This window comes from Phytohabitans aurantiacus, assembly GCF_027923225.1.
Taxonomy (GTDB): Bacteria; Actinomycetota; Actinomycetes; order Mycobacteriales; family Micromonosporaceae; genus Phytohabitans; species Phytohabitans aurantiacus.
Window position 1 is genome coordinate 15123 of record NZ_BSDI01000035.1, and the last position, 15342, is coordinate 30464.

Below are 15342 nucleotides of genomic sequence, written 5' to 3' on the forward strand. Positions count from 1 at the left end.
CGGCAAGCGCTTTCCCATCCTCCCGCTTGGTGGTGGTCCGATGAAACGTCTCAAGCCGATCTTCGTGCTATCGGTAGTCATCGCCGCGTCGTTAGTGGTCGTGCGGCCCTCCTCCGCGTCCGCTGTCGAGACGCTCGACCGGGGACTCGTGGGCATCCGCTCCGACCGGGGCAACTTCGTGTCGTGGCGCCTGCTGCCGTCTGATCCCGCCGGCATCGCCTTCAACGTGTACCGGGACGGCGCCAAGGTGAACGCGGCACCGATCACCACCGCCACCAGCTTCCTCGACGCCGGGGCGCCCGCCACGGCGAAGTACACGGTGCGCTCGGTCGTCGACGGCGCTGAACTGCGCGCGCTGGCCGGCGCCGACGATGTGATCACGCCGTTCGCGGCCAGCCAGGACATCCCGCTGCAGATCCCGCCCGGCGGCACCACACCGAGCGGCGAGGCGTACACGTACACCGCGAACGACGCCTCCGTCGGTGACCTGGACGGCGATGGGCAGTACGAGGTCGTGCTGAAGTGGGACCCGACCAACGCCAAGGACAACTCGCAGTCCGGCTACACGGGCAACGTCTACCTCGACGCGTACCGGTTGAACGGCACCCGGCTGTGGCGCATCGACCTCGGGCGCAACATCCGGGCCGGCGCCCACTACACGCAGTTCCAGGTCTTCGACTACGACGGCGACGGCCGCGCCGAGGTGGCCGTGAAGACCGCCGACGGCACCCGGTCGGGCACCGGCCAGGTCATCGGCAACGCCAGCGCCGACCACCGCAACTCGTCCGGGTACGTCCTCGCGGGGCCGGAGTTCCTGTCCGTGTTCCGCGGCACCGACGGCGCCGTCCTCGCCACCGCCGACTACGTGGTCCCGCGCGGCACCGTCTCATCCTGGGGCGACTCGTACGGCAACCGCGTCGACCGCTTCCTCGCCGGTACGGCCTATGTGGACGGTTCGCGACCCTCCATCATCATGGCGCGCGGCTACTACACGCGCTCGGTCATCGTCGCGTGGGACTTCCGCAATGGTGCTTTGACGCGACGCTGGACGTTCGACTCCAACTCGTCGACCAACGGCTCCGCCTGGACCGGCAAGGGAAACCACCAACTGTCCATTGCGGACGTCGACGGCGATGGCCGCGACGAAATCATGTACGGCTCGATGGCCATCGACGACAACGGCTGGGGACTGTGGCAGAACAACACCCACCACGGCGACGCGTACCACGTGAGCGACTTCATCCCGACCCGCGCCGGCCTCGAAGTGTTCAAGCCGTCCGAGTGGACCAGCGAACCGACACACTGGATGGGTGACGCCCGCACCGGCCAGATCATCTGGAGCGCGCCGTCGTGCGGCTGCGACAACGGTCGCGGCGTCGCCGCCGACATCTGGGCCGGCAACCCCGGCGCGGAGGCGTGGTCGGCGTCCGTCGCGGGCCTGCGCAGCGCCACGAACGGCAACCAGGTCGCCAGCCGCAAGCCCGGCTCGATCAACTTCGTGATCTGGTGGGACGGCGACGCGCAACGCGAGCTGCTCGACGGCAACCACATCGACAAGTACGGCACCGGGGGCGACACCCGGCTGCTGACCGCCTCGGGCGTCTCGTCGAACAACGGCACCAAGTCCACCCCGGCGCTCCAGGCCGACATTCTCGGCGACTGGCGCGAGGAGGTCATCTGGCGCACGTCCGACAACCGGGCACTGCGCATCTACTCCACCACCGACACCACCAGCATCAGGCGGGTCTCTCTCATGCAGGACCGCCAGTACCGCCTCGCGGTCGCCTGGCAGAACACCGCCTACAACCAGCCGCCCCACCCGAGTTTCGCCAGCCCGTGATCGAGGTGTACGGCGGCTGACGTCGCGGGCGGGGTGTGTGGCGCACCTCGCCCGCGGCTTTTCTGAGCGTTCACTGAGACCATCACGTGGTCGAAGGCGCCGCCCGGGTGTCATGCTTCGGCGGTGACGGCGAGTGAGGCGGCGGTAGCCGCACCTTCGAGACGGTGGCTGCGGGTGCTGCGGTTCGGCGCGCTCCTCACCACGATCCTGGGCCTGCTCTTCGGCCTCCCCTGGTGGACCCTGGTGCTCGCGAGCGACCTGCCCGCCGCCCTCACCGCCACGGGCACGCTGCTCTTCGCGGCCGCGCTGGTCGCGTTCCCCGTATTCATGATCTTCGGCCACGGCCCCCGGCACCTCGACTGGGCGGCCCGCACCGGCGACACCCTCCTCGGCGTGGTCTGGGTCCTCTTCGCGTGGGCCCTGCTCAGCACGGTGCTCCGCGCGGCGCTCGGCATCGGCGGGGTGGCCGACCCCACCCGCTCCCGGATCGTCGCGGCGGCGGTCGCGGTGATCTCGCTGGTCCTGCTCGTCTGGGGATACGTCGAAGCGATGCGCGTGCCCCGGGTACGCCGCGTCGACGTCACACTCCCCCGGCTCGGCGCCGGCCTCGACGGCGTACGCGTCGTGCTGCTCACCGACACCCACTACGGCCCGATCGACCGCGCCCGCTGGTCCGCCCGCGTCATCGAAGCCGTCAACGACCTCGACCCCGACATCGTCTGCCACACCGGCGACATCGCCGACGGCACCGTCGAGCAGCGCCGCGAGCAGGCCGCACCGCTCGGCACGGTCCAGGCGCGGCTCGCCAAGACGTACGTGACCGGCAACCACGAGTACTTCGGCGCCGCACAGGGCTGGCTGGACCACATGCGCGACCTCGGCTGGGAGGCTCTGCACAACCGGCACGTGGTGGTATCCCGAAACGGCGCGCAGCTCGTGATCGCCGGCGTCGACGACATCACCGCCGCCGGCTCCGGCGCCCCCGGCCACCGCGCCGACCACGCGGCCGCCCTGGCTGGCGCCGACCCGGACCTGCCCGTGCTACTCCTGGCCCACCAGCCGAAGCAGATCCGCGACGCCGTCGAGCACGGCATCGACCTCCAGATCTCCGGCCACACCCACGGCGGCCAGATCTGGCCGTTCCACTACCTGGTGCGCGTAGACCAGCCAGTGGTCCAGGGCCTGACCAGGCACAGCGACCGCACCCAGCTCTACACCAGCCGCGGCACCGGCTTCTGGGGCCCACCCTTCCGAATCTTCGCCCCCAGCGAAATCACCCTGCTAACCCTCCGCGCCGCCTAACCCCGCCCCGTTCCCCGCACCGCTGCGCCCGCCCGCCGCCTCGTTCCGCCCGCCGCGCTGGTTCCGCGCGCCCCGCCCCCGCCCGGCTCTGCGCCGCGCGGGGCGGGGCGGGGCGGGGCGGGGCCACCCCCGCCCCGCCGCGCCACGCCTGCCACGCCCCGCCTGGCGCCCGGCGCGCCGCGCCTTCTGTCGCCGATCAAGAAGCCCTGGCCCTCCGGGCCACCCACAGCGGGGCGCGAGAGGGGCAACCCAGCCCACGCCCGTCCCCTCCCCGGACGCCGCCGTCCGCCCGCGACAGCGTGTCGCCACACCTCGCTCGCCTCCCGCCGATCAAGGGCGAACGCACGTGCTTTGATCTCCGATCCACGCGCGGGCGCCGCCCGGCCAGCGCGGCACGGCGTGTCGCCACGCCGCTTGCGCCGATCAAGGGCGAATGCACGTGGTTGGATCTCTTTTCGCGTGCATTTGCCCTTGATCCATGCGAATGGCCTTGATCGGCGAGCGCTGCGGTGGGTCCGCAGCAGCTCCGCGGCGGGTGGCGAGCTCGCGCGCGGACTCGACGCCGCCGCCGCGGCGCGGCAACGGCGATTCGTCCGCTTTGACTACCGGCAAGATCTCGGCTCGACGCGCGCGGCGCTACCGGCCTGAGCCGCGCCACGCACCCCGCGATCGGACATACCACTCATAGCGGCCGGATAGAGCGCCAGGGCCGCAGGCCCGCAGCGCCTAAACGATCTACTTCAAGAGATTTCGGGCTACCGCGACGTCCGCCGCGGTCAGAGCCGTTGCTCCCGCGGCCTCACCGTCCGCGGCTCCACAACCCGCCCGGACGTTGCAGCGAAATCCCTGATATCGCGCCCTCCGAGCGCGTTCAAGCCGACAAAATCAGGGATTTTGTCGGGATCTTGAGCGTGCCCCGGGCGCGCGGCGGGCGAGCCGGAGGGAGCGACATGCCGGGCCACGACGGCGCCGCAGCACGTCGCGTCGATCAAGGAAATGTCCATCGACCAAGGGCAAACGCACGCGGAAAAGAGATCCAACCACGTGCATTCGCCCTTGATCGGCGGGGAAGAGCGGGCCGAGCAGCGCGCGGACCGAGCAGCGGGCAGGGCGGGGGAGGGCTAGGTTGCTAGTTGTTCGCCTAGGGCGGTGCGGAGGTAGCGGAGGCGGCGGCCGGTGCGCTGGCCGACGATCAGGCCGGCGTCGCGCAGGGTGGTGAGGTGGTGGGAGGCAGTCGCTGGGGCCAGGCGCAGCGCCTCGGCCACCTCGCCGGTGCTGGACGGCACGGCGAGCAGCGTGAGCACCGCCGCGCGCGTCGAGCCCAGCAATGCGGCCAAGGCCGCGGACGGCGCAGGCGGCTCAGGCCAGGCCGACGACGCGAAGGCAGGCGAGGACGCCAAGGCAGGCGAGGACGAACGCGAAGGCGCGGGCGAGGGCGAGGGCGGGGAGGACCAGAGGGCGGCGTAGCCGCGCGGTGGGTACCAGAGGGCTCGGCCGCTCGGGGTGCCGGTGGTCGTGTACACCATCGGGCCGGCGAACGCGGCTGGCATCAGCGCGAGCGGGCTGCCATCGTGTGCCCAGTCGCCGTGCTTGGCGTACCCGAGAAGCAACGCCGAACCGTCCCAGCTCAGCTCGGGATGGAGTCCCGCGAGCAGCGCTCGCGGCCCGTGTTCGGCGGCGGCGAGCGCGCGGTGTGCGATCTCGCCCTCGACGGTCGCGCGCAGGCGCGGCCAGATCGGGGCGATGGCGAGCCTGAAGTATCGGCGCACCTGCGCGATCAGGTCGGCCAGTGCGCCCGCCGGGTCGGTCTCGAATCGGGTGATTTCGGGCGGCGCGCGGTGGCCGGTCCAGCCGGCGGCTACCTCCGCCGCGACCCGGTCGAGTGGGGTGGCGGCGATGGTGCGCAGCTCGTCGTCGAGGCTGGGGCGACTGGTGGCCGGCACGGGGGTGAGGAAGTCGGGCACGTAGCAGGTCGGGCCGCGCAGCAGGGTGAGGAACGTGTCGACGCCGGCGAGGCGCGGGCGCACCCGGTCTCGCCAGGCCGCGTACATCCAGTGTCGCTGGGGCTGGTGCAGCGCGAAGCCACTCGCCACCACCTCGACCATCGGCGAGTGCGCGAACCTCAGCCCGGCCAGGTCGGCGGGCGCGAACTCGATCCGGATCACGCTCCAATTCGAGCACAGTCGAACGGCTAACGACCAGGTCGGGCGGCGTCCTATGGTCACCGTCATGGAGTACACCTACCTGGGCCGCACGGGACTGAGCGTGAGCCGGATCTGCCTCGGCACGATGAACTTCGGCTGGCAGATCGACGAAGCCACGAGCCACGCGGTACTGGACAAAGCGGTCGACGCGGGCGTCAACTTCGTCGACACGGCGAACATGTACGGGCGGGTGGACTACGAGGGGACGAGCGAGCAGTACATCGGGAGCTGGACCGCGGAAAAAGGGCGGCGCGACAAGATCGTGCTGGCCACCAAGGTGTACGCGCCGATGAGCGACTGGCCAAACGATCGGGGGCTGTCGGCGCGGCACATCATCGCGGCGTGCGAGGCGTCGCTGCGACGGTTGCGCACCGACTGGATCGACCTGTACCAGATGCACCACGTGCAGCGGGACACGCCGTGGGAGGAGATCTGGCAGGCGATGGAGACGCTCGTCGGGCAGGGCAAGATCCGGTACGTCGGCTCGTCGAACTTCGCCGGCTGGCACCTCGCCACCGCGCAGGCGGCCGCGGAAAAGCGGCACTTCCTGGGGCTCGTGTCGGAGCAGTGCAAGTACAACCTGCTGACCCGGCACGTCGAGCTGGAGGTGCTGCCCGCGGCGATCGGGCTGGGTATCGGGGTGCTGCCGTACTCGCCGCTGCACTTCGGCGCGCTCTCGGGTGCCCTGCGCAAGCAGCGGGAGGGCGTTCAGGGGCGGAGCGTGCTGCACGCGCCGGATCGGGTCGAGCCACACCGGGCCGCGCTCGAGGAGTACGAGAAGCACTGCGCCGAGATCGGCGTCGAGCCGACCGCGGTGGCGCTGGCGTGGCTGCTGTCGCGACCCGGCGTCACCGCGCCGGTGGTCGGGCCGCGGGCGCCCGAGCAGCTCGACCTCGCGTTTCAGGCGGTGGAGACCGAGCTGAGTCCGGAGACGCTGGCGCGGCTCGACGAGCTGTTTCCGCCGATCGGCAAGGGCGGCCCGGCGCCGGAGGCGTGGGCCTGGTAAATCCGGTGCGTCCATGGAGAAGGCGCAGGTAGCGTTCCGCACCATGCCGCCTGCTCGCGAACGCCCGCCCTTCACCGCCGACGAACGCACCGCGCTGGTCGGCTGGCTCGACATGCAACGGGCGATCGTGCACTGGAAGTGCGAGGGACTGTCCGATGAGGACGCTCATCGGTCGGTGCTGCCCAGCTCGCCGCTGATGACGGTCGCGGGCCTCGTCTCGCACCTGCGCTGGGTCGAATTCACCTGGTTCGAGGTGCTCTTCCTGGGCCGGCCCGCGACCGGGCCGCAGTTCGACGAAGAGGTCGAAGACCGCGACTTCATGGTCGAGGGGGTGCCGCTCGCGCGCCTGCTCGACGAGTACGACCAGCAGTGCCGGCTCACCAACGAGATCGTGGCGGCGCACTCGCTCGACGACGTCGGCAAGCACCCCGACTTCCGCTCGGCCGCCGCCAACCTGCGTTGGATGCTCATCCACATGGTCGAGGAGACCGGCCGGCACGCCGGTCACCTCGACGTGGTGCGCGAGCTCGTCGACGGGGGCAAGGGCTACTTCTGAGCGGCGCACCCCACGAGGTGGTCGTCGTCGACCGCCACCAACTCGGAGTCGCTCGCGCAGTCGCCGCCGTCGTGGATGGCGCATCGGCCGTCGATCGTGCGGGCGATGTCGGCGCGCGTCCACTTGCGATGCATTTGCGGCACCGATGACAGCAGGGTTCGCGTGTACGGGTGGCGCGGGTTGCCGAAGACCTTGTCGGTGCTGCCCATCTCGACCACCGTGCCGCTGCGCAGGATCACCGCCCGGTCGCTGATGTAGTGGCCGAGCGACAGGTCGTGGGTGATGAACAGGATGCCCAGCCCGCGCGCCTTGAGGTCGGCGAGCAGGTTCAGCACGTCGATGCGGGTCGAGGCGTCGAGCATCGAGATGATCTCGTCGGCCACCAGCAGCTTGATGTCGAGCAGCAGCGCCCGCGCGATCAGCATGCGCTGGAGCTGGCCGCCGCTGAGCTGGTGCGGGTACTTGTCGAGCACCTGCCGGGGATCGAGCCGCACCGACTCCAGGGCGGTGTCGATGCGCTTGCGCCACTCGGCGGCGTTGACGTCGGGGAAGAAGGTCGGCCGGATGGTGTGCAGCACCCGGTCGGCCTTGAAGATCGGGTTGTAGGTGCTGAACGGGTCCTGGAAGACGCCCTGCACCCGCTTGTAGTACCCGGCGAGCCGCCGGCCCTTGAGCCTCGACACGTCGGTGCCGTCGAACATGATGTTGCCGCCGCTCACCGACGCGAGCCGCAACACCATGCGACCGATCGTGGTCTTGCCGCTGCCGCTCTCGCCGATCAGCGACACGACCTCCCCCGGCTTGACCGTGAAGGTGGCGTCGCGCACGGCGGTCAGCTCGCGCCCGCCGAAGGCGCCGACCCGGTACTTCTTCGTGACCCGTTCCAGCGACAGCATGCTCATTGGGCCTTCCAGCAGGCGACGTGGTGGTTCTTGTCGACCTCGACGAACGGCGGCTCTTCGACGCAACGCGCGAACGCCAGCGGGCACCGGTCGCGGAACCGGCAGCCGGCCGGCGGGTTGAGCAGCCCTGGCGGGCTGCCGGGGATGCCCGCCAGCTTGCGGTCCGCGTACCGGACGCCGACTTCGGGCAACGACGAAATCAGGAGCTGCGTGTACGGGTGCCGGGGCGCGTTGACCACCACATCGGCGGGCGCCTTCTCGGCGAGCTTTCCGGCGTACATGACCATGATGGTGTCGGCGATCTGGTACACCAGCGAGATGTCGTGCGTGACCACGATCATGCTCTTGACGAACTCGCGATCGCGGAACTCCACCAGCGTCTCGGCCACCGCCCGTTGGGTCGACACGTCGAGCGCGGAGGTGACCTCGTCGGCGATGAGCAGGCTTGGATTGAGCAATGTGGACAGTACTAGAACCATCCGCTGCTTCATGCCGCCCGACAGCTCGATCGGGTAGTTGTTGAGAACTTCCCGCTTGAGCCCAACGAGGTCGAGCCGGCGCTCCAGCTCAGGCTTGATCTCGCTGTACTTGACGCCCCGCGCACCCAGCAACTCGGAGATCATCTTGCCGATCTTCCGGGTCGGGTTGAGCGCGCTCATCGCGTACTGCGGGATGAGCGAGACCTCCTTGAACCGGAACGCGTTCATCGCGTCCTGGTCGCCGATCGGCAGCGGCTTGCCGTCGAGCTCGACGCCGCCCTCGACCAGCCGCATGCGGGTGTCGAGGCGGATGAGGCTCTTGCTCAATGTGGACTTGCCCGACCCGGACTCCCCCGCCAGCCCCATGATCTCGCCGTCGGCCACGGTGAACGTCGCGCCGTCGAGGGCCTTCACGTCGCCGCGCAGCGTCCGGTAGTACACCTTCAGGTTGTCGACCCGCAGGCTCATGCCTCACATCTCCCGCAGCTTGGGGTTGAAGACCTCGTCGAGCCCGACGTTCATGATGTAGAGCGCGCCGACGATCGCGGTGATCCCCAGCCCTGGCGGCAGGAACCACCACCACAGGCCGAGCTGGAGCGCGCTCCAGTGCACCGCGTTGTTCATCATCAGGCCGAGCGACATCACGCCGGTCGGGCCGAGCCCGATGAAGTCGAGGGTGGCGGCGAAGAGCACCGAGCCGCCGAAGAGCAGGATGAACGTCATGAACAGGTAGGAGCTCATGTTGGGCGCGATCTCGCGCCGGATGATCGCTCCGGAGCCCATGCCGCTCAGCCGGGCCAGGTCGACGAAGTCGCGGGTACGCAGCGAGAACGTCTGCGCGCGCACCGCGCGCGCCACCCACGGCCAGGAGAAGATCCCGATGAAGAGGGCCTGCGACGGGACGCTGGTGATGCCGATGTACGTGTGCAGGATGATCAGTACGGCCAGCGCGGGCAGCACCAGCACGATGTTGGTGAGCATGTTGAGCGCCTCGTCGACCAGGCCACCCACGTATCCCGCCACGAAGCCGATCGTCATGCCGATCAGCGCGGCCAGCCCGCCACCGAGCAGGCCGACCAGGAACGTGGACCGGATCCCGTGCACGAACTGGAGGAACACGTCCTGCCCGAAGGTGGTCGTGCCGAACCAGTACTCGCCCGACGGTCCGCTGCTCTGCGGCCCGACGTACTCGCTGTGGCCGTAGTCGTAGAAGAGCGGCGCGATCAGGCCCAGCGCGAGAAAGGCCAGGACGACGATCCCGCCGCCGACGACCTTCTTGTTGCGCAGCGCGAAGTGCAGCGCGTCGCGGGTGCGGCGCGCGCCGGGCTGCGCGGCCGCGACCGGGCCGGCGGCCACCGGCACCGCGGGTGCCGAGACCGCTTCGCCGCCAGCGGCCGGCGCGGCCTCCTCCCGTGCCGCAGGGGCAAGGTCACTCATGCGGCGCCTCCCGTCATGCCGGTCCGGGTACGCGGGTCGACCAGGACGTAGACGATGTCGATCACGAAGTTCGCGATCAGCACCCCGATCACGATGAACAGGAAGGCGCCCTGGAGCAGGAAGAAGTCCTGGTTCTGGATCGCCATGAGGATCAGGCGCCCGAGGCCGGGATACCCGAACACGATCTCGGTGACCAGCGCGCCGGCCACCAGCACGCCGAGCTGAAGCGCGAGGCCGGTGAGCTGCGGCAGGAGGGCGTTGCGGAACGCGTACCGGCGGATCAGCCGGCGCGGCGCGCCGAGCGCCTCCAGGTAGTTGGCGTAGTCGGCTTCCAGCTCATAAATGATCATGTTGCGCATGCCGATGGCCCAGCCGCCGAACGCCACCAGGAACAGCGACAGGAACGGCAGGAACCAGTGCTGGATCAGGCTGTTGAAGAACACCAGCGACCACGACGGCTGCAGGTCGAAGCTGTAGCCGCCGGCGACCGGGAAGACGCCCGCGATGATCGCGAGACTCCAGGCCAGCACGATCGCGATCCACATGTACGGCGTGGCCGTGAGCGCGTACCCGAGGGGCAGCACGGTGTTGTCGAGCCACTTGCGGCGGGCGGCGAGCGCGCCCACCTTGTTGCCGGCGTACCAGCTCAACAGGATGGATGGGATGAGGAGGGCGAGCGTGTACGGCACCGCGTCGAGGATCACCTCGGTGACCGGCGCGGGAAACAGCCACACGCTGATACCCATGTTGCCCTGCAACAACTCGGCCCAGTAGTTCAGGTACTGCCGCCAGAGCGGCACGTCCAGGCCGAACACGTTGTTGTAGTACTCCCGCATCGGAGCGATCGCGTCCGGATTGGACACTGACGTCCGGGTGAGCATCCGCAGGACCGGATCTCCCGGCATGAACCGGGGGATCAGCCAGTTGAGCGTCACCGCGACGAAGAACGTCAGCAGGTAGATCGCTACCTTTCTCGCGAAGTACCGGCGCACGCGCGCCCTCCCCTCACTTTCCCGTGCGGCTGGTTACTTCGACGAGACGGGCTTCAGCTGGGTCAGCATCTTGATGCTGCCGAGCTCCCACATGTTGTTCCATGTGCTGGGGAAGTCCTTGGGCGCACCGGCGGCCTCGGACGGCCAGTTCGTCCAGGCGGACTCGGTGTACTGCGCCCACATGCCGTTGTACCAGAGCGGGATCGCCGGCATTTCGGTCAGCTGGATCTTCTGGAGCTCGGCGATCGTCGTCTTGTACGCCGGGTCACTGCTGGGCGTACGCGACAGCTTCTGCACGAGCTCCCACGCGGCCTGGTTCTGGTACCGCGAGAAGTTGGCGCTGAACTGCTGCGCCTGCACCGGCATCTGGAAGAGGTAGTTGTAGTACGTCCACGGCGTGTTGCTGACGCCGGTCCAGTTGTTGAGGAGCAGGTCGAACTTGCCAGCGGTGCGGGCGTCGTCGAGCGCGGCCGCGTCCGGGAACTCGGCGACGATGTTGAGGCCAGCGGCCTGCGCACCCTCGGCGATGACCCGGGCCGCCTCCATCCAGTCGGTCCAACCCGACGGGACGATGAGCTTGAGGCTAATCGGCTTGCCGGCCTTGTCTTCGACCTTGCCGTCGCCGTTGGTGTCCTTGTAGCCGGCGGCGGCGAGCGTGGCCTTGGCCTTGTTGGTGTCGAACGTGAAGCCGGACGAGGAGACCGTGGCCTGGTCGACGTACTGGTCGTAGACCGGGAGCAGGCCCGTCGGGTTCGACGCCTTGACGATGTTGCCGTACACGCCTTCGACGATCTTCTTGACCTCGATCGACTCGGCGAGCGCCTTGCGGAAGGCGACGTCGTTCATCGGCGCCTTGGTGGTGTTCGGGATCAGCATCGCCGTGTTGGCCGACAGCATGTAGGGCGGCTCGGCGTAGTACGTCTTGACCTTGAAGTCACCCTTGAGCAGGTTGGCCACGCCGGGCAGGAAGTTGTTGCTCAGGTCGAGCCGGCCCGACGTGAGCAGGCCCAGCGCCACCTCGTTGCTGGAGTTGACGATGTCGACGACGTACGTCGGGGCGACCTTCAGGTTGAGGGCCTTCTCGGCCCACCAGCCGTCCTTCTTCTTCCAGACCATGCGGTCCTGGGCGTGCGCCTGGTACACGTACGGCCCGCTGCCGACCGGCTTCTCGTTCTTGTGGGTGGTGATGTCGGCCTCGGAACGCGACTCCCAGATGTGCTTGGGGACGATCGCGTTCTCGTACAGCCAGTTCTCCCACTCCTGGACCCGCGGGTCGGAGAAGGTGAACTTCACCGTGCGCTGGTCGGTGGCCTCGACGCTAGCGAGCCAGTTCCACAGGTTGCTGTACGGCACCGCCTTGATCTTGCCCAGCTCGACGGTGTACTTGACGTCGTCAGCGGTCAGCGGCTTGTCGTCGCTCCACTTGACGCCATCGCGCAGCGTGACCGTGTAGGTCTTGTTGTCGGCGCTCCACTCGCCCTTCTCGGCGAGCCAGGGCTCCAGCTCGAGCTTCTCGGGGTTGAAGATGAAGAGAGGCTCGTAGACCAGGCCGACGGTGCCGGTGGCGTAGCCGGGCACGATCGGGTTCCACGTGGTGGGCGGTCCCCATGCGCTGCCGCTCGTGTAGAGCGTCTCGTTGCGCGGGTACTGGCCGCCGTTGGAAGAGTTGCCACTCGATCCACTGTCGCCGCCTTCGCAGGCCGTCGTCGCCAGCAGGACCGCCGTGAACAGCGCGGCGATATATCGAGGTCGGGTTCGCATCGGGGTACGTCCTCCTCGTGCGTGGGGGTGATGGATGGGTACGCGCACGCGCGCCCAGCCGGAAGCTGCGCCCCGGCACGGACGATTGTGTCGTTGATCGATACGTTTGACGGGATTGCTGAACCGCGTAAGTTACGTCAGCGAAACATGGGGCATGGACAGCCGTCAAGACCACCCCGCCCTTGTCTGCGAAATTGATACCTGCGAACGGGTCAACTTAACCGGTTCGGTCCAGCTCGACCGGCGCCGTATTCATTGACAGGCATCGAACAGATGCGGTAGATGTGTTGCTAGATCGCGTCACCGGGCGGGACGTGACGGTACCCCACCGCGCCAGCGGTGCACCGCTGGTTGCCCCACCCTCCCAAGGAGACGCCGATGAAACGACTACTCGCCGCCGCCGCGGCCATGGGGCTCGCCGCCGCGGCGTTCGCCACCGCCACGGCCGGCCCAGCGGCGGCCGCGACCGCGTGCCGGGTCACGTACACGATCGGGTCGCAGTGGCCCGGCGGGTTCACCAGCAGCGTCAACCTCACCAACCTCGGCGACCCGCTGAACGGCTGGACCATCCGGTGGTCGTTCACGGCCGGCCAGGCGGTCACGCAGGCGTGGAACTCGACCGTGACGCAGAGCGGGGCCGCCGTGACGGCCACGAACGCGACCTACAACGGCAGCGTCGCGACCAACGGCAGCGTCTCCTTCGGCTTCAACGGCTCGTGGAACGGTTCGAGCAACCCGGTGCCCACGAACTTCTCGGTCAACAACGTGGCCTGCAACGGCCCCGTGCCGACCACCGGGCCCACCACGCCGGGTGTCACGACACCGCCGCCCACCACCGCGCCACCGACCAGCCCGCCGCCCACCACCGGTCCGCCCGCCACGCCGCCGAACGGCACAATCCGGGTGTACTGGCTCAAGCCCACCGACGTCCAGTACGACCAGCGCTACCCGGACGGCATCGCCAACGTGATGCGCGAGGCGCAGCGGTACTACCAGCAGGAGCTGGGTAAGACGTTCCGCCTCAACAACCCCGTCGTCGAGGTCGTCAACGGCGATCACCCGCGCTCCTGGTACGAGAACACGCCAAACGGCAACGAGTGCTACTGGTGGGTCGTGTTCAACATGCAGCAGGAACTGATGCGCAAGCTCAACCTGCGCGCCCCCGACAGCCGCTGGATCAACGTCGGTGAGATCAGCGCCGAGGCGTCCTGCTCCGGCGGTGGCGGCGGCGGTGGCTGGGTGATCCTCAGTGGTCACGACGCCGACGGCGCCGCGGGCATCGGCGGCAACATGAACCGCTGGTACGGCGGCATGGTGCACGAGCTCGGCCACGCGTTCGGCCTGCCGGACTCGTCGTCGACCGACGGCACCCCGATGTCGGCGTCGTTCTACAACTACCCGAACACCCACTTCAGCCAGGCCCAGAAGAACGGGATGCTCAACGGGCCGTACGGCAGCTTCCTGAACTGAGCCGTCCTGTTCAGCCGCTACCGGGGATGTACCGGATGGTGCGGATGGCGGCCGGTGGCGGATCGTCGCCGGCACCATCCGGTACACCTCGCACCACCACGAAGTCGATCTCGCCGCGGCGCTCCTCGGTCGTGAGGATCAGGTCGTCCTGGATGCTCCGGTTTCCGTTCTTGTAGAAGACCTCCATCTGCCGCCGGTCGTCCCCCGCGACGACCACCTGGATCGCGACGATGTCCCGGAGCCCTTCGATGCTCACCGGCACCGCCTTGCAGGCCGTCGCGTCGTCCTGCCGCGACGCGGACAGCGACCGGCCGTTCGTGGCGTCACCCGTCACCGCCACGGACTTGGCGTCGTCGCAGCCGTCAGGGCTGTTGCGCTCGGGCCGCCCGGTCAGCGCAAGGTCGAAACTGCGGAACGCGTCAGCCGGCAGCACGCCGTTCGCCGGATCCCCGAAGGGCTGCGTCACGTCGACCGTGATCGGATCGGCGACCGGTGCCGCCGTCGGCGACTGCGCCGGCGCGCTCGTGGCCGCGGCGCTCGGGCTCTCGCTCGGCGATGGCGGTGCCGACGTCGCCGGTGCCGGTGCGGCGGACGTCGGGACCAGCGGCGTCTGGTTGTTGCCGGCCTGCTGCTGCTCCTTGTCGTCGTTGCCCGCGCGCGCGATCAGGGCCGCCGCCAGCACGGCGCCGGCCACGACGAGCACCGCGCCGAGCATGCCCGCGGTGCGCACCAGCTTCGACGCGAACCGGGGCCGCTGTACGAATGTGGCCGTGCCCTTCCCCCGTACGCCACCGCCCGCGGCCTCGACGGTGAGGACCCGCTGCTTCTCCTTGTTCCACGGGATGGGCGCGCGCACGCTCAGGAACGAGTGCGCCGTCACGCCCTGCGGCAGGTCGAGCACCGGCGGGTCGAATGTGGACGATACCCGCTGCTCCGGGTCCGACAGGCCGAGCGCGACCCGCGCCCCGAAGTTGCTCCCGTTGGTGATCTGGACCGTGTACCGGGCGCTGCGGCCGCCGGTCGCGACCTCCGGCTCGACACGAACGGTGACGTCGTCGACGGCCGCGAGCGCGAGTGGCAGCTCCTCGCAGCGCGACACCTCCTCCCGGTACTTGGAGTGCACGAGCACACCGAGCGTGTACAGGCCAGCGGCGGCCGGCGCCTGCACGGGTATCGAGAGCTGCACCGCCGCGGTGGCGCTCTCAGCGGGCCGGAGCTTGGCCACATCCGGCTCGGCCCGCCACGTGGCGCCGGCGGGCAAGCCGAGCAGTTCGACGACGTAGTGCTCGACGATGTCGCTGGTATTGCGCACGGTCACGTCGAAGTTGAACGTGTCGCCGGGTGCCGCGTCGATCCGCTCGATCGACACGGTCACCCGCAACGGCACCGCCAT

12 protein-coding genes are annotated in these 15342 nt (G+C 69.2%); 5 read left to right on the plus strand and 7 right to left on the minus strand.

The genetic code is table 11. The features are described 5' to 3' along the window. The first annotated feature begins 40 nt into the window (after positions 1-40). Together QMG73_RS29905 and QMG73_RS29910 are read left to right on the plus strand one after the other, a co-directional pair. Positions 41-1840: a rhamnogalacturonan lyase gene (locus tag QMG73_RS29905; protein ID WP_281901221.1), complete on the plus strand. Its 1800-nt coding sequence runs from the start codon at positions 41-43 to the stop codon at positions 1838-1840. A 123-nt stretch (positions 1841-1963) separates the two neighbouring features. Then, on the plus strand, positions 1964-3142 hold the full coding sequence (locus QMG73_RS29910; protein WP_281901223.1) for a metallophosphoesterase: 1179 nt from the start codon (positions 1964-1966) through the stop codon (positions 3140-3142). 1121 nt (positions 3143-4263) lie between these two features. Here QMG73_RS29910 and QMG73_RS29915 read toward each other — a convergent pair. Further along, complete coding sequence (locus QMG73_RS29915) at positions 4264-5373, minus strand: ArsR/SmtB family transcription factor (RefSeq protein ID WP_281901224.1); 1110 nt, start codon at positions 5371-5373, stop codon at positions 4264-4266. On the opposite strand from QMG73_RS29915, the gene QMG73_RS29920 reads away from it, so the two are divergent. Both QMG73_RS29920 and QMG73_RS29925 read left to right on the plus strand, forming a co-directional pair. Then, positions 5372-6352, plus strand: coding sequence for an aldo/keto reductase (locus tag QMG73_RS29920; RefSeq protein WP_281901225.1), 981 nt, complete (start codon positions 5372-5374; stop codon positions 6350-6352). The two genes, QMG73_RS29915 and QMG73_RS29920, sit on opposite strands and share 2 nt — an antisense overlap. A 13-nt stretch (positions 6353-6365) precedes the next feature. Next, positions 6366-6908 carry a DinB family protein gene (locus tag QMG73_RS29925; RefSeq protein ID WP_281901226.1) on the plus strand — a complete coding sequence of 181 codons (543 nt, stop codon included), beginning with the start codon at positions 6366-6368 and terminating at the stop codon, positions 6906-6908. On the opposite strand, the gene QMG73_RS29930 is transcribed toward QMG73_RS29925, so the two are convergent. The 5 genes from QMG73_RS29930 to QMG73_RS29950 are packed head-to-tail and all read right to left on the minus strand — an operon-like array spanning position 6899 to position 12479. Further along, positions 6899-7810 (minus strand): ABC transporter ATP-binding protein, encoded by a 912-nt coding sequence (locus QMG73_RS29930; RefSeq protein ID WP_281901228.1) that lies wholly within the window; start codon positions 7808-7810, stop codon positions 6899-6901. The two genes, QMG73_RS29925 and QMG73_RS29930, sit on opposite strands and share 10 nt — an antisense overlap. Continuing rightward, positions 7807-8757 carry an ABC transporter ATP-binding protein gene (locus QMG73_RS29935; RefSeq protein ID WP_281901230.1) on the minus strand — a complete coding sequence of 317 codons (951 nt, stop codon included), beginning with the start codon at positions 8755-8757 and terminating at the stop codon, positions 7807-7809. Before QMG73_RS29935 ends, QMG73_RS29930 begins: the two co-directional genes overlap by 4 nt. A 3-nt stretch (positions 8758-8760) precedes the next feature. Further along, a complete protein-coding gene (locus QMG73_RS29940) occupies positions 8761-9726 on the minus strand; it encodes an ABC transporter permease (protein ID WP_281901232.1) in 966 nt (321 codons plus the stop codon). Further along, on the minus strand, positions 9723-10718 hold the full coding sequence (locus tag QMG73_RS29945; protein WP_281901233.1) for an ABC transporter permease: 996 nt from the start codon (positions 10716-10718) through the stop codon (positions 9723-9725). The genes QMG73_RS29940 and QMG73_RS29945 overlap by 4 nt, the downstream gene beginning before the upstream one ends. Before the next feature lie 33 nt (positions 10719-10751). Then, positions 10752-12479 carry an ABC transporter substrate-binding protein gene (locus QMG73_RS29950; RefSeq protein ID WP_281901235.1) on the minus strand — a complete coding sequence of 576 codons (1728 nt, stop codon included), beginning with the start codon at positions 12477-12479 and terminating at the stop codon, positions 10752-10754. Between the two features lie 378 nt (positions 12480-12857). On the opposite strand from QMG73_RS29950, the gene QMG73_RS29955 reads away from it, so the two are divergent. Continuing rightward, on the plus strand, positions 12858-13949 hold the full coding sequence (locus QMG73_RS29955) for a cellulose-binding domain-containing protein (protein WP_281901237.1): 1092 nt from the start codon (positions 12858-12860) through the stop codon (positions 13947-13949). Between the two features lie 10 nt (positions 13950-13959). Here the strand turns inward: QMG73_RS29955 and QMG73_RS29960 are convergent, their stop codons facing one another. Further along, on the minus strand, positions 13960-15342 hold the full coding sequence (locus tag QMG73_RS29960; protein ID WP_281901239.1) for a COG1470 family protein: 1383 nt from the start codon (positions 15340-15342) through the stop codon (positions 13960-13962).